Origin of the sequence: Amycolatopsis mediterranei, assembly GCF_026017845.1 — a bacterium.
GTDB classification, from domain to species: domain Bacteria; phylum Actinomycetota; class Actinomycetes; order Mycobacteriales; family Pseudonocardiaceae; genus Amycolatopsis; species Amycolatopsis mediterranei.
On sequence record NZ_CP100416.1, the window covers coordinates 8073540 to 8093756 of the forward strand.

Consider the following 20217-nt stretch of genomic DNA (forward strand, 5'->3'; position numbering starts at 1 on the left):
AGCCCGAGGAGGCCACCCCATGACCCAGACGGCAGCTCCCGCCGTTCCGCTCCCGATCCGCATCCCGATCCGTGAGATCGTGCCGTGGGCGGTGTTCGTGGTGCTCCTCGCCCTGATCGCGTTGTACTTCGTGAGCGCCGAGCAGGGCGCCACCGCGGTGTTCGCGAACTCCTACGTGCACGAGTTCGTGCACGACGGCCGGCACCTGCTGGCCTTCCCCTGCCACTGATCGGCGGGCACGCACTCCCATGATGAAAACCCTGCTGGTCCGCGGCATGCTCGCGGGCCTGATCGCCGGTGTGCTCGCGTTCGGGTTCGCCTACACCTTCGGTGAGCCGTCGGTGAACGCCGCCATCGGGCTCGAGGAGTCCGGCGGTCACGCGCACTCCCACGACGCTTCCGCTCCTTCTGCGGAAGAGCTCGTCCCCCGCGACATCCAGAGCACGCTCGGGCTGCTGGCGGGCGTGCTGGTCTACGGCGTCGCGATCGGCGGCCTGCTGTCACTGGCCTTCGCGTTCGCCCAGGGAAGGCTCGGTTCGCTGCGCCCCCGGCTGACGGCGCTGCTGCTCACGGCGGGCGCGTTCACCGTGGTGTTCCTGGTCCCGTTCCTGAAGTACCCGGCCAACCCGCCCGCGGTGGGCCAGCCGGGCACGATCGGCGCGCGGACCGAGCTGTACTTCGGCTTCGTCGCGGTCTCCCTGCTGGCCGGCATCTTCGCGACGGTGTTCGGCCGCAAGCTGGCGGACCGCTTGGGCGCTTGGAACGGCTTCCTCCTCGCGGCGGCGGGCTACCTCGCCGTGATCGGCGTCGTGGCCTGGCTGATGCCGGTGGTCGACGAGGTCCCGGCCACCTTCCCGGCCTCGACGCTGTGGAGCTTCCGGACGGCCTCGGTCGGCACCCAGGTGACGCTGTGGCTGGCGTTGGGCTTGACGTTCGGCGCGTTTGCGGAGAAGGCGCTGAACCGCCGGACCACGATCACCGCCTGACCGGGCCGAGTTTTGGCCGGTTCGCGGTCCCGTCCGTCGATCCGGGTGGGTCTTGCAGGATCACGGCGGCGCCGCGGGTGGGCTTCGGCATCGCCGAGCCGGTCCGCAGCCACCGGACCGACGACCGCGGCCGCGGACCGGCCATCGGCGGCATCACGGCGGGGCGCGCCCTGGGCAACCTCGCCGCGCGGCGAGGCCTTGGTCGGCAAGGCTCTGGTCGGCAACCTCCGGCGGGCATAGCTCCGGCCGACCACACTCGGGCTTCGGCCGCGCTAAGGCGCGCCCGGCGGCACGAACGGCAGGTCCGGCGGCGCTCCGCGGTCCAGCAGCGTCCGCAGCAGCTCCGTGTCCAGGTGTTCGTCGACCGCGTCCGCGAGCTTGTCCAGCATTTCCTCGCGCAGGTCTCCGAAGCCGGGCGCGTCCGGCGCCGGCGTCCACCCGGTTCCCGCCTGCGCGGCCGCTTCGGTCAGCCACGCGCGGCGAAAGGCGTCGTTCTCGAACGCGCCGTGCCACATCGTGCCCCAGACCGCTCCCGCCCGCCGACCGTCCAGAAAGGACTCCGCCGAGGTCGTGGCGATCACCGAGCCGTGGTGGATTTCGTAGGCGTCCACCGGATGCCCGCGCCACGTCCCGGCCGGCCGGGCGAGCACCTTTTCCGCGGCGAACGTCACCCGCCCGGGCAGCAGGCCGAGACCCGCCACCTCCCCCGCGCCGGATTCGAACTCGTCCACAATGGACTCGGTGAGCATCTGGTAGCCACCGCAGATGCCGAGGACCGGCCGGCCCGCCGCGGCCCGGGCCGTCACCGCCGTGTCGAGGCCGCGCTCCCGCAGCCAGGCCAGGTCGGCCACGGTGGCGCGCGACCCGGGCAGCACGACGACGTCCGCCGCCGCGACGACGTCGGGGTCGGCGGTGAGCGTCACCGTGACCCCGGGCTCGGCGGCGAGGGCGTCGACGTCGGTGGCGTTGGACGTGCGCGGGAACCGGACGACCGCCACACCGAGGCGGCCACCGGGCGTTTCGCGGCGCCAGCCCGCCACGGCGAGAGCGTCCTCCGAGTCGATCCACACCCGGTCCAGCCAGGGCAGCACGCCCAGTACCGGCCGTCCGGTGACATTCTCGAGGCTGTCCAGGCCCGGCCGCAGCAGGCCGACGTCGCCGCGGAACTTGTTGACCACCCAGCCGGCGACCAGGGCCTGGTCCTCGGCCGACAGCAGCGCAAGGGTGCCGAACATCGCCGCGAGCACACCGCCGCGGTCGATGTCGCCGACGACCAGCACCGGCAGCCCGAACCGCCGCGCGAGCCCCATGTTGACGTAGTCGCCGCCACGCAGGTTGATCTCCGCCGGACTACCGGCGCCTTCGCAGACGACGACGTCGAAGCGCGCGCTGAGGTCCTCGAACGCACCGAAGGCGATCTCGGCCAGCCCGGCCCGGCCGGTGGCGTACTCCCCCGCTTCGAGGGTGCCGAACGGCTTCCCGAGCGCGACGACGTGGCTGCGCCGGTCACTGCCCGGCTTGAGCAGCACGGGGTTCATCGCCGCTTCGGGTTCCACCCCGGCGGCCCGCGCCTGCACCCACTGGGCGCGGCCGATCTCGGCACCGTCGGCGCAGACCATGGAGTTGTTCGACATGTTCTGCGCCTTGAACGGCGCCACCTGCACCCCCCGGCGCGCAAGCCACCGGCAGATCCCGGCGGTGACCAGGCTCTTCCCGGCATCGGACGTCGTCCCGGCGACGAGCAGCCCGCTCATCGCCGGTTGTCCACACCCAGGCCGGCGACGGCGGAGTTGTGCACAGCCAGTCCGGCGACAGCTGAGTTGTCCACAGATCGCCGAGCGGGGCTTTGCCCCCACCGGGAGCCGATAGACTGGACAGGGGACGCCCCCCAGGGAGTGGCGGGGGCTGCGCCGGCAGCGATGACGACCGCGGCCAGGCCCACCAGCCGGGACAAGCGCACTGCCCGGCGCAGGTCCACCGGCTCCGGGTGGCGGCCTTCGCCGAGCCGGGCGCGGCTCTCCACTTCGCCGCCGTAGCTGTTCGTGCCGCCGAGTCGGATGTCCAGCGCGCCCGCGAACGCCGCCTCCACCTGGCCCGCGTTGGGGCTCGGGTGCCGGCTGCCGTCTCGACGCCACACCCGCCAGGACTCCCGGGCCCGGCCGCCCGCGCACAACGCCGTGAGCGCCGCCCCGATCCGCGACGGCACCAGGTTGACGACGTCGTCGGCGCGCGCCGCGGCCCAGCCGAAGCGGCGGTAGCGCGGCGAGCGGTATCCGACCATTGCGTCGAGCGTGTTGAGCGCGCGGTAGCCGAGGAGGCCCGGCATCCCGGCGACGGCTCCCCAGAACAGGGGCGCGACCACGGCGTCCGAGGTGTTCTCGGCGATCGATTCGGTGGCCGCGCGGGTCAGCTCGGCGGAGTCGAGGGCTGTCGCGTCGCGCGCGCAGAGGTGCGAGAGCCGTTGACGTGCTTCGGGCACTTCACCCGCTTCGAGCAGGCGGGCCATTTCGGTGCCTTCGGCGGCGAGGCCGCGTCCGCCGAGTACAACCCACGTGAACGCGGCGGTGAGCAAGAAGCGCGCGAAGGGACGTCGCCTTGTCGCCAGCTGAAGCGCGGCGCCGAGGCCCACGGCGCCGAAGGTGCACAGCGCTGCGTACGCGGCTCCGCGCGGCTTCGAATCAGCCCACAGACGGTGTTCGAGGCGGGCCGCGGCGGTCCCGAACAGGGCGACCGGATGGCCCGTTCGGGGGTCACCGAACAGAGCGTCGGTTACGTATCCGGTCACGAGTCCGGCCGCGGTTGTCCCTAGACGGAGTGGCACGTGGCGCACGGTAGCGCGTGCACCAGAATGCCGGGTATGACTGTGCCCAATGCCGCCTCCGCGAAGAAACGTCCGTCGGCGGGGCTGACGCACCGGCTCGCCGGGTATCTCGAAACCCTGGCTCGCGCCCTCCGCCGGTACGGGCGCGACGAAGACAAGGTGCTGGTCCTCGGCGGCGTCCGCTCGGGGAAGTCACGGCACGCCGAGCGGCTCGTCGCCCACCACCCGCACCTCGTCTACGTCGCGCCCGGCCTGCCCGCGGGCGAAGACGACCCCGAATGGGCCGCGCGGGTGGCCGCGCACCAGGCGCGGCGGCCGGCGAACTGGAAGACCGTCGAGACCACCGACCTGGCCGGCGTCCTGCGCGCGGCGACCGAGCCGCTGCTGATCGACTGCCTCGGCACCTGGCTGTCCCGGGTGCTGGACGACGTCGGCGCGTGGCGGCAGAAGCCGGGCTGGGAGCACCGCCTGGACGACCGGCTCGAGGACTTCCTGGCCGCGTGGGCCGCGGCGCGTGTGCCGGTGGTCGCGGTGAGCAACGAGGTCGGCAGCGGTGTGGTGCCCGCAACGTCGTCCGGACGGCTGTTCCGTGATGTGCTGGGCGCACTGAACAACCGGGTGTCCGCCGACGCCGACCGGGTCGTGCTGGTCGTCGCGGGCCGGGCGCTCGACCTGTAGCCAGGAGGCGCCCGTGTTCGACGTACCCGTGCCCGACCCCGCCGCCCGCACCGCCGCCCTGGAGCGGCTCGACGGCCTGGTCAAGCCGCTCGGCGCGCTGGGCAGGCTGGAGGAGATCGCCGCCTGGCTCGCGGCGGCGCATGGCACCGTGCCGCCGCGTCCGCTGGACGACGTCCGCGTGGTCGTCTTCGCGGGCGACCACGGCGTGTCGGCGCTTTCGGCGTACCCGCGCGAGGTGACCGCGGCGATGGTGCGGGTGTTCCTGGCCGGGAAGAGCGGCGTGAACGTGCTGGCCGCCCAGGTCGGGGCGCGCGTGCGGGTCGCGGACATCGCCGTCGACTGGGACGGCGCGGACGTGCCGGCGTCGGTGACGGCGCACAAGATCCGCCGCGGTTCGGGCTCGATCGACGTCGAGGACGCGCTGCTGCCGGGCGAAGCCCAGGCGGCGTTCGAAGCGGGCCGGGCGATCGCCCTGGAGGAACGCGAGGCGGACGTCCTGATCCCGGGCGACATGGGAATCGGCAACACGGCGATGTGCGCGGCGCTGGTGGCGGCCTCCCTCGGCCTGCCGGCGACGGAGGTCGTCGGCACGGGAACGGGCGTCGACGCGGCGGGCCTGGAGCGCAAGACGGCGGCGGTCGCGGCGGCCTTGACGCGGACGGCGGGCCGGACGGAGGACCCGTTCGAGCGGCTGACGGCGCTGGGCAGTGCCTGCATGGCGGCGACGGCGGGCTTCCTGGTCCAGGCGGCGGTGCTGGGAATTCCGGTGTTGCTGGACGGGGTCTTTTCCGGCGCGGCGGCGCTGGTGGCGCGGGACATCGCGCCGGGGGCGGAGCAGTGGTGGCTGGCCGGGCACCGTTCGACGGAACCTTCGCAGGCGTTCGCGTTGAAGGCCTTGGGGCTGGAGCCGATCCTGGACTTCGGCCTGCGGCTGGGCGAAGGCAGCGGCGCTGTCCAGGCTGTGCCGACCCTGCGAGCGGCCCGGGCGATTCTGGCCGAAATGGGCCTGTTGGCCGACCTGGCATGAAAAGAGCAGCCCCCGCCACTCCCCGGGGGGCGTCCCAGGTCCAGTCTATCGGCTCCCCGGCCGGCACAACCGCCGCTCGGCGATCTGTGGACAACTGCGCCGGCGCCGGCATGGTTGTGGACAACTCCGCATCCGCCAGCAACGCCGCGGACCAGCCAGCGCTCGCCGACATGGCTGCGGGCAAGCCGACGTGAGCCGGTGGGTGGATGCCGTGCGGATGGCCGTCGGGACGCTGACCACCGTGCCGGTTCCCGCTCCGCGGGTCATCGATCGGCGTGTTGCCGGGCGGGCCATGGTGCTCGCTCCGCTTGCCGCGCTTCCGCTGGCCGCTGCCGCCGGGGGGATCGTCTGGGCCGGTTCCGCCGTCGGGCTGCCCGTGCTTGCCACTGCGGCGCTCGCCCTCGGTGCCGTCGCGCTCGGCAGCCGGGGGTTGCACCTCGACGGGCTCGCCGACACCGCCGACGGTCTTGGTGCCTCCTACGACCGCGCCAAGGCCCTCCACGTCATGCGCCGCGGGGACTCCGGACCCACCGGGGTGGCCACCCTCGTCCTGGTCCTCCTCGTCCAGGTCGGTGCCCTGACCGCCGCCAACCCGATCACGGCGGCCGCGGGCGTGCTCGTCGGCCGGTGCACGCTCTCCATGGCGTGCGCGCGGGGCGTTCCGTCCGCACGGCCGGAAGGGCTCGGCGCCACCGTCGCCGGCTCGGTGCCCCGCGCCGCCGCGGTCGCGGTGGGCGTGGCCGCCGCCGGGCTCGCGGTGCTGCTGCCCGGGCTGCCGTGGTGGCGTGGGCCGCTCGCGGTCGGCCTCGCCTACGGCGTCGCCGGTGCGCTCCTGTGGCGGTGCACCAAACGGCTCGGCGGCATCACCGGCGACGTGCTCGGTGCCGGTGTCGAAGCTGCCGTTGCGGCCGCGCTGGTGGCGTTGTCAGCCTAGGCCGTTGCCCGGAAGGCACGCCGACGCTCAGCTGACCGGATTCCGCGGTAGTCGCGAAGTGCCGTTCCGGCGCGACGGAGGTCAAGCACCCCGGCAAGGGACCGAAACTGTCATACCCCCTCCTTACAGTGATCCGCGTGAACCGAACCGATCGTCTCTACGCCCTCGTCGAAGAACTGCGCGCCGTCGCGCCGCGGCCACGCAGTGCGCGGTGGCTCGCCGACCGGTTCGAGGTCAGCGTCCGCACCGTCGAACGGGACATCAGCGCCCTGCAGCAGTCCGGCACGCCGATCTACGCCGAGGCCGGCCGCACCGGCGGGTACTGCCTCGACAAGGCGCACACGATGCCGCCGGTCAACCTGACGCCCGCCGAGGCCGTCGCCATGGCGCTCGCGCTGAGACACCTCGACGCCACTCCCTTCCGGGCGGAAGGGCGCTCGGCGCTGCGCAAGCTGGTCGCGGCGATGCGGCGGGAGGACGCAGACGCGGCGCAGAACCTCGCCGCCTGTGTCCACCTGCTCGGCAGCGGCCCCGTTCCGCCGATGCCGCACGTGCTCGGCATCCGCCGCGTCCTGCGCATCCGGTACACCGACCGCGAAGGCACCGTCACCCGCCGGGAGATCGAGCCGCTCGGCTACGTCGGCAAGCCCACGCACTGGTACCTCGTGGCCTGGTGCCGGCTGCGCCGGGAGATCCGGGCGTTCCGCACCGACCGGATCGTCTCCTACTCCGTGACCGCCGAGGTGCCGCCGCTTCGCCGGCTGCGGCCCGAGGACCTCGACATCCCGTACGGCGACGTCGATCAGCTCACTTTGGCGGGGTGAACACCGAGAAGTGGTTGCCCGCCGGGTCGAGCACATGCGCGAATGTCACGCCCACCGGGTTGACGCTCGGTGGCCGCTGCACCCGCCCACCGGCTTTCTCGACCTGGCGGCAGGTGGCGTCGACGTCCTCGACCAGCACGGTGAAGACCGCGTAGTCCTCCGTTCCGGTGGAGAGCCCGCCGCGCGAGCCGCCGGTGTCGATCACCCGGTAGGCCGGGTCGGTGCTGGCCGACGAGTCCTGGGCGATCTTCCAGCCGAACACCTCACCGTAGAACCGCTCGGCAGCCGCCGGGTCCGCGGTGCCGATCTCGAACCAGGCGACGTCGTTGAATCCGGGCATGTCGTTCCTTCCGCTGCCACGCCGGGTGTTTCCCGGCTTCGCCCAGTTTCGGCAGCGGTGGCGACAACCCCCTGTCGGTGTTTACGAAACTTCTCGCAAAGTCGCCAGGAACGCGTCCGTCGTCGCGCGGTCGCGGACCGCCAGCCGCAGGTGGTCCGGGCCGAGGCCAGGGAACGTGTCCCCTCGCCGCACCGCGTAGCCCGCTTCACGCAGGCGCGCGCGCAGGGAAGCGCCGTCGGGGACGCGTACCAGCACGAACGGGCCGCGCGGGTCGCCCAGCACCGGCACGCCCGCCGCCACCAGGCCGGAGACCAGAAACTCGCGGTCCGACTCCGCCGCGATCGCCAGCTTTTCCGCTTCCTCCACGGCGGACGGCCGGCAGCACGCCACGGTCGCCACGCCGGCCAACGTGGACACCGACCACGGCACCTGCACCGCCCGAAGCCGCTCGACGACGTCCGCCGAAGCGAGCACGTAACCCGCCCGCAGGCCGGCCAAGCCCCAGGTCTTCGTCAGGCTGCGCAGCACGACGACACCCGGGAACCCGGACGCCAGGCTCTCGGCCTCGCCCGGGATCGCGTCCAGGAACGCTTCGTCCACCACGAGCAGCCGGCCGGGGCGCGCCAAGGAAAGCAGCGCCGGCGCCGGATGCAGGACCGACGTCGGGTTCGTCGGATTGCCGACGAACACCAGGTCGGCTTCGGCCGGGACCAGCGCCGGATCGAGGACGAACCCGTCCGCCTCGGTCAGGATCACCCGCGAGACCGCGTGCCCCGCCGCCCGCAGCGCGGCTTCCGGCTCGGTGAACTGCGGGTGCACGACTACCGCGTGGCGCGGCCGGAAAGCCGAGGCCAGCAGCGTGAACGCCTCCGCAGCACCCGCGGTGACCAGCACTTCCGAGGAGGGACGGCCGTGACGCCCGGCCACCGCCTGCACCGCATCCACAGTGGACGGATACGCGGCCAGCGAGTCCAAAGCGGACGCCAGTTCGTCCCGCAGCCAAGCGGGCGGGCGCGGCAGCCGGACGTTCACCGCCAGGTCGACCAGCCCCGGCCCAACCTCGCGATCACCGTGGTGGTGCAGGTCGTAATCAGACACAGCCATACGCCCGCACCCGCGCCGCGAACCGCTGGGCCAGTTCCGGATACCCCGCCCAGTGGACGTGCAGGTAGGACGCGTGCAGCGTCGGCGAAGCGAAGCCGTCCAGCTGCCGGTCCCAACCCCAGGCCGCCGAGGCCCCATGCGACGGCGTCACTTCGGTGCGGTGGAACTCGTGCCCGGTGACGCGCTGCCCGGCCGTCGCCAGCAGGTTGTCCTCGACGGCGACCGCGCGCCGGTAGCCGAGCTTGCCGCGGGCGGTCATCTTGGCGTCCGCGGGCACCGCGCCGACCATCGGCACGCCGTCCAAGGACTGGCACAGGTAGAGCAGGCCGGCGCATTCCGCGCTCACCGGCATTCCGCTCCGGACGGCCGAAGCCACCGCAGAACGCAACGCCGTGTTCGACGACAGCTCGGCCGCGTGCACCTCGGGGAACCCGCCGCCGAAGTACAGTCCGGCGCACCCGTCGGGCAACGCCTGGTCGCGCAAGGGATCGACGTCCACGACCTCGACGCCGCAAGCCGCCAGCAGCTCGATGTTCTCGGTGTAACGGAAGGTGAACGCCGGGCCGCCGGCGGCGGCGATCGTCACTTGTGGACCGTCCACCCCGGACGGCTCCCACGGCGGCGAAGAAAGCCTCGGCGCCCCGGAAGCGATCCGGACGATCGCTTCGAGGTCGACGCCGTCGCGCACCCACGCGGCCAGCGCGGGCAGCACGTCCTGAGCTTCCGCGGCCCGTTCCGCCGCCGGGACGAGCCCGAGGTGCCGGCTCGGCGCGTGGATCTCTTCGTTGCGGTACAACGCCCCCAGCAGCGGGACGCCGGTGGCGTCCAGCGCGGACGCGATCTCGTCGAGGTGCCGCTGCGAGCCCAGCTTGTTGAGGATCACCCCGGCGAGCCGCACGCGGTTGTCGTAGTGGGCGAAGCCGAGCACGGTCGCGGCGACGCTGCGGGAGGCGGCCGAGGCGTCGACGACCAGCACGACGGGCGCGTCGAGCAGCCGGGCCACGTGCGCGGTCGAGGCGTAGCCCTCGGTCCCGAGAGCGCCGTCGAAGAGGCCCATCACGCCCTCGATGACCGCAATGTCCGCACCGAGAGAACCGTGGCGCAGCAACGGGATCAACGCGTCTTCGCCCTGCAGGAACGGGTCCAGGTTCCGCGCCGGCCGCCCGGTGGCGAGCGCGTGGTAACCGGGGTCGATGAAGTCCGGCCCGACCTTGTGCCCGGACACCCGGTGCCCGGCCGCGCCCAGCGCCGCCATCAGCCCGGCGGCGATCGTGGTCTTGCCGTGCCCGGAACCGGGCGCGGCGACGACCACGCGCGCTACCACTCGATCCCCCGCTGGCCCTTCTGGCCGGCGTCCATCGGGTGCTTGACCTTGGTCATCTCGGCGACCAGGTCGGCGGCCTCGACGAGCTCCGGCGGCGCGTACCGGCCGGTGATGACGACGTGCTGGTGGCCGGGTCGCGCGACCAAGGTGGACACCACGTCGCCGACGTCGAGCCAGCCCCATTTGAGCAGGTAGGAGAACTCGTCGAGGACGTAGAAGTCGTGCGCCTCGGCGGCGAGCCGGCGCTTGATCTCCGCCCACCCCTCACGGGCGTTCGAAGCGTGGTCCTCTTCGGTGCCGGACTTGCGCGCCCAGCTCCAGCCCTCGCCCATCTTGTGCCACTCGACGGGGCCGCCCTGGCCGGTGTCGTCGTGCAGCTTGCCCAGCGCGCGGAACGCGGCTTCCTCGCCGACGCGCCACTTCGCCGACTTGACGAACTGGAACACGCCGATCGACCAGCCCTGGTTCCAGGCGCGCAGCGCCATTCCGAACGCGGCCGTCGACTTGCCCTTCATCTCGCCGGTGTGCACGGCGAGCAGCGGCCGGTTGCGGCGCTGGCGTGTGGTCAGGCCGTCGTCCGGGACGGCGTCCGGTTTGCCCTGTGGCATCAGGCGGCCCTTCCGGTCCGGGCGCGGACGGCGTCCGCCAGCGATTCGGCGGCGACGTCGGCGAGGGGGACGTGTTCCGCGCCGAGGTGGGCGGCGAGGTCGGCGGCCAGGCCGAGGCGCATCTTGCCGCTCTCGCAGTCCATGAGGATCGTCGTGACGCCGGCCAGGAGCCCGGCCGCGGCCTTGGCGCGGGCGACGGCGTCGGGACCGCTGGTGGCGCGGCCGTCGGTGACGACGACCAGCAGCGGACGGCGCCGGGGGTCGCGGATCTCCTCGACACGCAGCACGCGCGCCGCCTCCAGGAGCCCTTCGGCCAGGGGCGTCCGGCCGCCGGTCGGGAGGCCTTCGAGGCGGGACGCGGCCGCGTCGACGCTGATCGTCGGCGGCAGCGCGAGTTCGGCCGCGTCGCCGCGGAACGTGACGAGCCCGACCTTGTCGCGGCGCTGGTAGGCGTCGAGCAGCAGCGACAGGACCGCGGACTTGACCTCGCGCATCCGCGCCTTCGCGCCCATCGAACCGGACGCGTCCACGCAGAACAGCACGAGGTTGCCTTCGCGGCCTTCGCGCAGCGCGAACCGCAGGTCTTCCGGACGCAGTTCGAGCCCGGCGCCGGTGCGGCCGCGGGCTTTCTGGTGCGGTGCCGCGGCTTTCACGGTCGCGACCAGGTGCGGCCGGCCTTCGCGGACGCTCGCGGGCTGGACGCCGATCGTCCGGCCGCTGTCGGTGATCGCGCGCGAACGGCGTCCGCGTTCACCCTCGCCCATTCCTTTGACGCGGAAGACGCGTGCCTTGAACGTGTCGCCGGCGCCGACGGTCTTCTGCTGACCGCCATTCTGCTGCTTCGGTTCGCCTTGAGGTGCCTTGCCCTGCGGGGCTTCGTCTTGAGACGGCGCCGAGCCCGAGCCGGGGCCGTCGTCCTCGGGCCCCGGGTCCGGTTCGGCGTCCTGCAACGCCTGCTCCAGCTGCTCTTCCGAGATCCCCGGTGCGTCGAACGGGTTCCGGCGGCGCCGGTGCGGCAGCGCGAGCCGCGCGGCGACGCGGACGTCCTCGGTGGTCACCTCGTCGCGGCCGGCCCAGGCCGCGTGCGCGACCGCCGCCCGTGCCGTGACGATGTCCGCGCGCATGCCGTCGACCTCGAAGGACGCGCAGACCTCGGCGATCCGGCGCAGGGCCTCGTCGGGGAGCTTGACCGCGGGCAGAAGCCGTTGTGCCGCTTCGATGTCCGCGGCGAGCCGGGCGTCTTCGCCGGCGTACTGCGCGGCGAAGGCGTCGGGATCGGCTTCGTAGGCCAGGCGACGGCGGACGACCTCGACGCGCTGCTCCGGATCGCGGCTGGAGGCGACCTCGACGGTCAGCCCGAACCGGTCCAGCAGCTGCGGCCGGAGCTCGCCCTCTTCGGGGTTCATGGTGCCGATCAGCACGAACCGCGCGGCGTGCGAGACCGAAACGCCTTCGCGTTCCACGGTCGCGCGGCCCATCGCCGCGGCGTCCAGGAGCGTGTCGACGAGGTGGTCGTGCAGCAGGTTGACCTCGTCGACGTAGAGCAGCCCGCGGTGCGCGGCGGCCAGCAAGCCGGGCTGGAAGTCCGTGACGCCTTCGGCGAGCGCGCGTTCGAGGTGCAGCGAGCCGATGACGCGGTCTTCGGCGGCGCCGACCGGGAGTTCGACCAGCTTCGCGGGCCGCCGGTGGCTGTTCGCGCCGTCGTGCGGGCCGTCCGGGCAGAGCGGGTCGGGAGCCGCGGGATCGCAGGAGAACCGGCAGCCGTCGACGACGTCGACACCCGGCAGCAGGCCGGCGAGCGCGCGGACCATGGTCGACTTCGCCGTGCCCTTTTCGCCGCGCACCAGCACCCCGCCGACGGCGGGCGAGATCGAGGACAGGACCAGCGCCAGGCGCAGGTCCGGCAGCCCGACTACGGCGGTGAACGGGTACGGCTTCAACAGCGCTCCTCCAGCTCGGCGACCGGCCGATCATCGCACAGCGCCCGCCTCGCTTAGGGTGGGAAATCGTGCGCGAAACATCACGTCGATCCACCGCGGAGGCGGGCTCCGCGAACCGCCTGACCGTGGTCGGGATCGGGGCCGACGGCTGGCCCGGCCTGTCGGAACCGGCGCGGGCCGCGGTGCTCGCCGCCGACGTCGTGCTGGGTGCGCCCCGGCAGCTGGCCTACCTGCCCGAGGAGGTCCCGGCGCAGGCGTGGCCGACGCCGTTGCTGCCGGGGCTGGACGCGGTCATCGCGGAGCACGAAGGCGCCCGGATCTGCGTCCTGGCCAGCGGCGATCCGTTTTTGTCGGGGGTGGGTGCCACACTGGTGGCCCATGGATACGAGGTCGAGGCGCTACCCGCGCTCTCCTCGGTGACACTGGCCCGGGCACGGCTGGGCTGGTCCGCCGAGGAGACCGAGGTGGTCACCATCGTCGGCCGGTCGTCGGCCCGCGTCGCCCGGGTACTGGCGCCGCGCCGGCGAGTGCTCGTCCTGGGTGCCGACGCGCCCGCTTTGCGCTCCCTGCTCACCGTGCGGGGTTATGGCGAGAGCGAACTGATCGCGTTGGAGAACCTGGGCGGGCCCGACGAGCGCATCTCCGACGGCTGGGCCGGCGATCCCGGACCGCTGACGGTGTTCGCGCTGGCGTGCGCGGGTCCGGCGTTGCCGCTGATCGGCATCCCGGACGACGTGTACGCCCACGACGGGCAGTTGACCAAGCGCGACCTGCGAGTGTCGGCGCTGGCCCGCCTCGCGCCGAGTCCCGGCGAGCTGTTGTGGGACGTCGGCGCGGGCGCGGGCAGCGTCGGCATCGAGTGGTCACGGCTGCACGGGCTGAACCGCGCGGTCGCGATCGAGCGCTCGGCGGAGCGAGCCGAGCGGATCGCCCGGAACGCATTGGACCTGGGAGTACCGGAACTGGAGGTGGTGGCGGGGGAAGCACCGGAGGCGCTGAGCGCGCTGCCCGCACCGGACGCGGTCTTCATCGGAGGCGGCGTGACGGCGCCGGGCGTACTGGAGTCGTGCGTGGCCACGGGCGCACGAGTGGTGGCGCACGGGGTGACGCTGGAGGCCGAGCAGGTCCTGGCGCGCGCGTACGAGGAACACGGAGGGGAGCTGCTGCGGATCGGTGTGGAGAAGGCGGCCCCGCTGGGCGGCTTCACGGGCTGGACGCCGGCCCGGGTCGTGACGCAGTGGAGCAACCGATGACCGTGCACTTCATCGGTGCCGGCCCCGGGGCCGCCGACCTCATCACCGTCCGCGGCCGGGACCTGCTCGCCCGCTGCGGTGTCTGCCTCTACCCCGGCAGCATGACGCCGCCCGACCTGCTCGCCTACTGCCCGCCCGGGGCCGAGCTCGTCGACACGGCGAACCTCAGCCTCGAGCAGATCGTCGCGAAGCTGGTCGAAGCGCACCGTGCCGGGCACGAGGTCGCGCGGCTGTGCTCGGGGGATCCGTCGCTCTACAGCGCCGTCGCCGAGCAGGTGCGGCGGCTCGACGCGGCGGGGGTTCCCTACGCCGTCGTCCCCGGCGTGCCCGCCTTCGCCGCTTCGGCCGCCGTGCTGAAGCGGGAGCTCACCGTGCCCGAAATCGGGCAGAGCCTGGTGATCACCCGGGTTCAGGCGCGCTCGACCAAGATGCCGCCCGGGGAGACCCTCGCCGCCTTCGCCGCGACCGGGGCCACCCTCGCGCTGCACCTCGCCGTCAACCACGTCGAGCGGGTGGCCGAGGAGCTGACACCGCACTACGGCGAAGATTGCCCCGTCGCCGTCGTCGCGCTGGCGAGCCAGCCCGGGGAAACCGTCGTGCGCGGGGTGCTCGGCGAGCTGCCCGCGCTGGTCCGCGAAGCCGGGATGACGCGCGCGGCCACCATCTTCGTCGGGCGGGTGCTCGCCGCCACCGACTTCCCCGACAGCTTCCTCTACTCGAGTGCCCGTGACCGGGCGAACCAACCGGAGTCGTTGTGACGGAACTGCGCTGGGGCCTGCTGGCCGCCGGGACGATCGCCGCCCACTTCGCCGCGGGCGTCGACGAAAGCAAACACGGCGTCCTCGGCGCCGTCGCGGCGCGAGACGCCGGGCGCGCGCGGGAGTTCGCCACACGCTTCGACATCCCGAAGGCCTACGGCAGCTACGAAGAGCTCCTCGCCGACCCGGACGTCGACGCCGTGTACGTCTCGACGCCGCACGCGCTGCACAAGCAGTGGGCCATCGCCGCCGCCGAGGCGGGCAAGCACGTGCTGTGCGAGAAGCCGCTGACGATCACCGCGGCCGAGGCCGAGGAGGTGATCGCGGCCGCCCGTGCGAACGACGTGTTCCTGATGGAGGCGTTCATGTACCGGCTGCACCCGCAGACGCGGCGGCTGGCCGAGCTGATCTCCTCCGGCGCCATCGGCGAGGTCCGCGCGGTGGACACCACCTTCTCCTTCGACAGCAACCCGGAGGAGACCGCCCGGCTCGGCGACCCGGCACTCGGCGGCGGCGGGATCCTCGACGTCGGCTGCTATTGCACGTCGCTGGCCCGGCTGGTCGCGCAGGCGGCGACCGGGCAGGAGGTCGTCGAACCGTCCGAGGTCAGCGGAATGGCGCACCTGTCCGCCACCGGCGTCGACGAATGGGCGACGGGCCTGCTGCGCCTGCCCGGGGACATCCTCGCGACGATTTCGTGCGGGATCCGGCTGACCCGCGAGGACGGCATCCGCGTCTTCGGCTCGGAGGGGCAGATCCACATCCCGCGGCCCGCGTGGATCCACCCGCTGCGCAAGCCCGGCGTCTCGCAGATCATCCTGACGCCGGCCGGCGGCGAGCCGGAGGTCATCGACGTCGAGGCCACGCAGGGCGTCTTCGCGCGCGAAGCGGACCACGTCGCCGCGCACGTCGAAGACCGGCAGGCGCCCGAGCTGACCTGGGCGGAGACCCTCGCCAACCTGCGTACGCTGGACCGCTGGCGCGAGGCCGTCGGCTACGGGCGTTCCTCGTGATCCTCATTCTCGGCGGAACCGGCGAAGCCCGGCAGCTCGCCGAAACGCTCACCGCACGCGAAGTTCGCGTTGTCTCTTCGCTGGCCGGACGCGTCGCGCGGCCGAGGCTTCCCGCCGGCGAAGTACGCGTCGGCGGCTTCGGCGGTCCGGAAGGCCTCGCGCGGTACCTGCGCGAAAACCGGATCGAAGCCGTCGTGGACGCCACGCATCCGTTCGCCGAGCGCATCGGCGCGAACGCGGCGAAGGCGGCCGAACTGGCGGAAACCCCCCTCCTCCGGCTCGCGCGGCCCGGCTGGCGGCCGGGCCCCGGGGACGTCTGGCACTGGGCCGACGACCTCGCCGACGCCGCCCGCCGGCTGCCGGAGCTGGGCGAACGCGTCTTCCTCACCAGTGGCCGCCAGGGCCTCCCGGCCTTCGCGCACCTCGACGACCTGTGGTTCCTGATCCGCTGCGTCGACCCGCCCGAGCCGCCGCTGCCGCGGCACCACGACCTCCTCCTCGCGCGCGGGCCGTACGAGGTGGCCGCCGAGCGCGCTCTACTCGGGCGCGTCGACGTCCTGGTCACCAAGGACTCCGGCGGCGCGCAGACCAGTGCGAAGCTGACCGCGGCGCGGGAGCTCGGGAAGCCCGTCCTGGTGGTCCGGCGCCCGCCGCGGCCGGTGACCGAGACCGCCGAAACCGTCCCCGAAGCCGTCGAATGGGTCCTGCACCGATGATCGAAGAGTTCTACGAAGTCCTGCGCAAGCGGCGGGACGTCCGCGGCGAGTTCACCGGCGCGCCGATCCCCGAAGCCACGCTGACGCGGATCCTCGAGGCCGCGCACGCCGCGCCGAGCGTCGGGCTCACCCAGCCGTGGGACTTCGTGCTGGTCGAGGACCACGCGACGCGCGAGAAGTTCGCCAAGCACGTCCACGAGGAGCGGGAGGTCTTCGCCGGGCAGCTCGGCGAAGACCGGGCGAGCACCTTCGCGAACATCAAGATCGAGGGCATCCTCGAGGCGAGCCTGGGCATCGTCGTCACCTACGACCCGGCGCGCGGCGCGCCCGACGTGCTCGGCCGGCACGCCATCGCCGACGCCGGCCTGTACTCGGTGTGCCTCGCGATCCAGAACCTCTGGCTCGCCGCGACCGCGGAGGGCCTGGGCACCGGCTGGGTCAGCTTCTACCGCGAGCCGTTCCTGAGCGAGCTGCTCGGCATCCCGGACGGCATCCGGCCGGTCGCGTGGCTCTGCGTGGGACCGGTGAGCAAGCTGGAGACGGTGCCCGACCTGGAGCGCCACGGGTGGCGCAGCCGCCGTCCCCTGGCCGAAGCGATACACCACGGGCGATTCACCCCGCGTGACCCGGGGGCTGCGTCAGCCGCCCGCTTCTGACCCGTTAGCGTTGCGCCGATGCGTCTGATTGCCGTAGCGCTTGGGCTGCTCTCGGCCTTGTGCGCGCTGGCTTTCCCCTTCCTGCCGGTGGTGCAGGACACGGCGGAGGTCGTCTGGCCGACCGGCAGCGACACCCGCTCCGTCAACGCGCCCTTGACCGGGTACTGGGCCCAGGACCTGCGTGCCGAGCTGCCGTGCGCGGCCATCCGCTCGGTCGACGCCCGCACCAGCGGGCCCGGCCTGCTCTTCGCCACCGTGCCGGACGGCCGCACCGACCCGAAGGCCGGCAACGGCGTCGGCCTGCAGCTGCGCGTCGACAACGGCGTGCTGCTCGCCTCGAGCCAAGGCCAGCAGATCGCCCAGCAGCCGCTGCCCGCCGAAAAGTGCGACGTCGAACTGGACGTCGACGCGACGCAGATGACGCTCGCCGTCGCCGGGACACCGATCTTCCACGCGGGCGGCGACGTCCGTCCCCGCGTCGTCGGCATCTACTCCTCGATCAACTCGAGCAAGGACCCGATCGCCGGGCTGCGCGTGTCGGTCGTGCCGGACACGCGCTACCAGACGTCGCCGACGGCGCTGAAGATCATCGTGGGCGTGCTCGCGGTGCTGTCCCTGATCGGCTGCATGGTCGCGGTCTGGCGCCGCGACTCCGGCTTCGCGCGTCGCGCCCCGCGCTGGGCGCCGGTCGGCTGGTGGCGGCTGACGGCACGGGACGTGACGGTGATCGCCGCGCTCGGTGCGTGGGTCTTCATCGGGCCGGTGACCTCGGACGACGGCTACATCCTCACGATGGCCCGGGTCACCGAGCAGACCGGGTTCCTCACGAACTACCACCGCTGGTTCGGGGTCGCCGAGGCGCCGTTCGGCTGGTTCTACCACGTCTTCGAGCTGATGGCGCACGTCAGCGTCGTGCCGCCGTGGATCCGGCTGCCGTCGTTCCTGCTCGGCGTGCTCAGCTGGCTGCTGATCAGCCGCGAGGTGATGCCGCGGCTGGGCACCCAGCTCCGCACCAGCCGCCCGGCCAGCTGGGCCGCCGCGACGGTGTTCCTGATCTGGTGGATGCCCTACAACAACGGTGTCCGCCCGGAACCGGTGGCCGCGCTCGGCTCGCTGCTGGCGATCTGCGCGGTGGAGCGCGCGCTGGTGACGCGGCGGCTGCTGCCCCTGTGCCTCGGCCTGACCGCGGCCGGGTTCACCCTGGCCGCGACGCCGACCGGGCTGATCGCGGTGGCGCCGTTCCTGGTCGCCGCGCGCCCGCTGTTCAAGCTGATCCGCCAGCGCGCGAACGAAAACGGCTGGATCCCGGTGCTCGCGCCGATCGCCGCGGCCGGGCTGCTCGTGCTGGTCGTGGTGTTCGCCGACCAGACGTTCGCGACCGTCCAGGAGGCGACCCGGATCCGCACTCAGGTGGGGCCGAACCTCTCGTGGTTCCAGGAGCTCGCGCGCTACCAGCTGCTGTTCGCCGACCTGCCGGACGGCTCGGCACCGCGCCGGTTCCCGGTGCTGCTGGTCGTGCTGTGCACCGCCACCTGCCTGGTCATGCTGCTGCGGCGCGGCCGGATCCCCGGCGCGTCGCTCGGCCCCGCCCGCCGCCTGATCGGCACGACGGCGGTGTTCTTCCTGCTGCTGGCCCTGACGCCGACGAAGTGGACGCACCACTTCGGCGCGTTCGCCGCGGTGGGCGCGTCGATGGCGGCGCTGGCCGCGCTCGCGACCAGTTCGACGGTGCTGCGGTCGAAACGCAACCGCGCCGCCTTCCTCGCGGCGCTGCTGGTGGTCGCCGCGCTCGCCGCGACCGGGCCCAACACCTACTGGTTCGTCTCCCGCCTCGGCGTCCAGTGGACGAACGTGGCACCGTCGATCGGCGGCATCCCGCTGTCGACGATCCTGCTGGCCGCGGCCGCCATCGCCGGGATCTACGCGTTCGTCGAGAACGTCCGCGCGCACCGGCCGGGCGTGCCGGACCAGCCCCAGGAAGGCCGGCTGCGCGCGCTGCGGCTCGGGTCGCTGTCGCTCGTGGTGGTCTGCGGCCTGGTCGCGGCGGGCGAGTTCGTCACGATGGCGTGGGCGATCCACAACCAGTCCGGCAGCTACAGCCTGGGCGCGGCCGACGTCGGGCACCTGTTCGGCAAGAGCTGCAACCTCTCCGACCACGTGATGGTCGAGCGCGACGCGGCGACGAGCATCCTGCACGCGCAGGCCGAGCAGCGCACCGTCGCGGAGAAGCCCAAGGAGACGGACTCCCCGCTGCCGAACCCCGACCAGGACAACGGCCGCGTCCAGACCGGCTTCCACACCCGTCCGGTCGACGACAAGGACCCGCTGGCCGAGCCCCCACACGGGTTCACGCCGGACAAGGTGCCGATGTGGTCGAGCTACCTCGACCCGGAGACGCGCGCCGGGCGGCTGCGCAGCGACTGGTACGCGCTGACGGAGAAGCCGGGCGACGGCCAGATCGTGGTGGCGACGGCGGGGGCGGCCCGCCGTCCGACGTCGGTCAGCCTCGACTACGGCGTCAGCACCCCGGACGGCGTGAAGGTCCTGCGCAGCCAGTTCATGCTCCCGCCCGGCGCGGGCACCAACGGCTGGAACGACACCCGCATCAACCTGCGCGACCTGCCGCCGGAGACGAACGCGGTCCGCATCAACATCGTCGACAACGACCTGACCGAGGACGGCTGGATCGCGGCCTCGGCCCCGCGCGTCCCGACGTTCACGACGCTGACGGACCGCATCGGCTCGAAGCCGGTGTACGTGGACTGGCCGGCGTCGTTCGTGTACCCGTGCGTCCAGCCGGTGACGTCCCACGACGGCATCTCGCAGGTCCCGGACTACCGCATCACGGCGGGCGGCCTGGCCGACGAGGCCCAATGGGCGTCGTCGACGAACGGCGGGCCGATCGGCTGGCTGGAGGAGCTGGCCGAGGAGCCGGAGGTGCCGAGCTACCTGATCGGCCAGCCGAGCCAGTCGTGGGGCCAGCTGCTGCAGATCGAGCCGTTCACCGAGGGCATCGCACCGACGGTGGTGCACGGGGAGAAGACGGTGCCGGGGTGGTGGTCACCGGGGCCGGGGCCGCGGCAGCCGAATGGCAAGGACCCGACGCGCTGATTCGTCGTGGGGGGGGGGGGGGGGGTGACCCCCCCCCCCCCCCCCCCCCCCACCCCGCGGCGCCCCGGGAAAAGGGGGGGGGGCGACGCCGAGCCGGGGGGGGGGGAGTGGCGGGGGGACCCCC

General features: G+C 73.2%; 19 protein-coding genes. 12 read left to right on the forward strand and 7 right to left on the reverse strand.

Annotated elements, in window-relative coordinates:
- The first annotated feature begins 19 nt into the window (after positions 1-19).
- On the forward strand, positions 20-229 hold the full coding sequence (locus ISP_RS36155; protein WP_013228805.1) for a CbtB domain-containing protein: 210 nt from the start codon (positions 20-22) through the stop codon (positions 227-229).
- Between the two features lie 19 nt (positions 230-248).
- Positions 249-986 carry a CbtA family protein gene (locus ISP_RS36160; RefSeq protein WP_013228806.1) on the forward strand — a complete coding sequence of 246 codons (738 nt, stop codon included), beginning with the start codon at positions 249-251 and terminating at the stop codon, positions 984-986.
- 272 nt (positions 987-1258) lie between these two features.
- Here ISP_RS36160 and ISP_RS36165 read toward each other — a convergent pair whose 3' ends face one another.
- Positions 1259-2740 carry a cobyric acid synthase gene (locus ISP_RS36165; protein WP_013228807.1) on the reverse strand — a complete coding sequence of 494 codons (1482 nt, stop codon included), beginning with the start codon at positions 2738-2740 and terminating at the stop codon, positions 1259-1261.
- The gene (locus ISP_RS36170; RefSeq protein WP_071831696.1) at positions 2737-3807 is read right to left on the reverse strand and encodes a cobalamin biosynthesis protein; all 1071 of its coding nucleotides are present in this window, start codon (positions 3805-3807) and stop codon (positions 2737-2739) included. The genes ISP_RS36165 and ISP_RS36170 overlap by 4 nt, the downstream gene beginning before the upstream one ends.
- 36 nt (positions 3808-3843) lie before the next feature.
- Here ISP_RS36170 and ISP_RS36175 point away from each other — a divergent pair, with 36 nt between their 5' ends.
- From ISP_RS36175 to ISP_RS36190, 4 genes are all read left to right on the forward strand, one after another.
- Positions 3844-4485 carry a bifunctional adenosylcobinamide kinase/adenosylcobinamide-phosphate guanylyltransferase gene (locus ISP_RS36175; protein ID WP_013228809.1) on the forward strand — a complete coding sequence of 214 codons (642 nt, stop codon included), beginning with the start codon at positions 3844-3846 and terminating at the stop codon, positions 4483-4485.
- A gap of 13 nt (positions 4486-4498) precedes the next feature.
- Positions 4499-5512 (forward strand): nicotinate-nucleotide--dimethylbenzimidazole phosphoribosyltransferase, encoded by a 1014-nt coding sequence (cobT, locus tag ISP_RS36180; protein WP_013228810.1) that lies wholly within the window; start codon positions 4499-4501, stop codon positions 5510-5512.
- A gap of 217 nt (positions 5513-5729) precedes the next feature.
- Entirely contained in the window at positions 5730-6446 is a 717-nt protein-coding gene (locus ISP_RS36185; protein WP_013228811.1) for an adenosylcobinamide-GDP ribazoletransferase, read from the forward strand.
- A 137-nt stretch (positions 6447-6583) separates the two neighbouring features.
- On the forward strand, positions 6584-7270 hold the full coding sequence (locus ISP_RS36190) for a helix-turn-helix transcriptional regulator (RefSeq protein ID WP_034283939.1): 687 nt from the start codon (positions 6584-6586) through the stop codon (positions 7268-7270).
- Here ISP_RS36190 and ISP_RS36195 read toward each other — a convergent pair.
- From ISP_RS36195 to ISP_RS36215, 5 genes are all read right to left on the reverse strand, one after another.
- Entirely contained in the window at positions 7254-7610 is a 357-nt protein-coding gene (locus tag ISP_RS36195; protein ID WP_013228813.1) for a VOC family protein, read from the reverse strand. The two genes, ISP_RS36190 and ISP_RS36195, sit on opposite strands and share 17 nt — an antisense overlap.
- Before the next feature lie 81 nt (positions 7611-7691).
- On the reverse strand, positions 7692-8708 hold the full coding sequence (gene cobC, locus ISP_RS36200) for an Rv2231c family pyridoxal phosphate-dependent protein CobC (protein ID WP_013228814.1): 1017 nt from the start codon (positions 8706-8708) through the stop codon (positions 7692-7694).
- Positions 8701-10038: a cobyrinate a,c-diamide synthase gene (locus ISP_RS36205; protein ID WP_013228815.1), complete on the reverse strand. Its 1338-nt coding sequence runs from the start codon at positions 10036-10038 to the stop codon at positions 8701-8703. Before ISP_RS36205 ends, cobC begins: the two co-directional genes overlap by 8 nt.
- Complete coding sequence (gene cobO / locus ISP_RS36210; RefSeq protein WP_013228816.1) at positions 10032-10646, reverse strand: cob(I)yrinic acid a,c-diamide adenosyltransferase; 615 nt, start codon at positions 10644-10646, stop codon at positions 10032-10034. Before cobO ends, ISP_RS36205 begins: the two co-directional genes overlap by 7 nt.
- The gene (locus ISP_RS36215; protein ID WP_013228817.1) at positions 10646-12586 is read right to left on the reverse strand and encodes a putative cobaltochelatase; all 1941 of its coding nucleotides are present in this window, start codon (positions 12584-12586) and stop codon (positions 10646-10648) included. The genes cobO and ISP_RS36215 overlap by 1 nt, the downstream gene beginning before the upstream one ends.
- A gap of 68 nt (positions 12587-12654) precedes the next feature.
- Here ISP_RS36215 and ISP_RS36220 point away from each other — a divergent pair, with 68 nt between their 5' ends.
- The 6 genes from ISP_RS36220 to ISP_RS36245 are packed head-to-tail and all read left to right on the forward strand — an operon-like array spanning position 12655 to position 20093.
- Positions 12655-13839, forward strand: coding sequence for a bifunctional cobalt-precorrin-7 (C(5))-methyltransferase/cobalt-precorrin-6B (C(15))-methyltransferase (locus ISP_RS36220; RefSeq protein ID WP_013228818.1), 1185 nt, complete (start codon positions 12655-12657; stop codon positions 13837-13839).
- The gene (gene cobM, locus ISP_RS36225) at positions 13836-14597 is read left to right on the forward strand and encodes a precorrin-4 C(11)-methyltransferase (protein ID WP_013228819.1); all 762 of its coding nucleotides are present in this window, start codon (positions 13836-13838) and stop codon (positions 14595-14597) included. The genes ISP_RS36220 and cobM overlap by 4 nt, the downstream gene beginning before the upstream one ends.
- Positions 14594-15610 (forward strand): Gfo/Idh/MocA family protein, encoded by a 1017-nt coding sequence (locus ISP_RS36230; RefSeq protein ID WP_013228820.1) that lies wholly within the window; start codon positions 14594-14596, stop codon positions 15608-15610. The genes cobM and ISP_RS36230 overlap by 4 nt, the downstream gene beginning before the upstream one ends.
- Entirely contained in the window at positions 15607-16326 is a 720-nt protein-coding gene (locus tag ISP_RS36235) for a cobalt-precorrin-6A reductase (RefSeq protein ID WP_013228821.1), read from the forward strand. Before ISP_RS36230 ends, ISP_RS36235 begins: the two co-directional genes overlap by 4 nt.
- Complete coding sequence (gene bluB / locus ISP_RS36240; protein WP_013228822.1) at positions 16323-16982, forward strand: 5,6-dimethylbenzimidazole synthase; 660 nt, start codon at positions 16323-16325, stop codon at positions 16980-16982. The genes ISP_RS36235 and bluB overlap by 4 nt, the downstream gene beginning before the upstream one ends.
- Positions 16983-17000: 18 nt before the next feature.
- The gene (locus ISP_RS36245; protein WP_071831681.1) at positions 17001-20093 is read left to right on the forward strand and encodes an arabinosyltransferase domain-containing protein; all 3093 of its coding nucleotides are present in this window, start codon (positions 17001-17003) and stop codon (positions 20091-20093) included.
- Positions 20094-20217 lie beyond the last annotated feature (124 nt).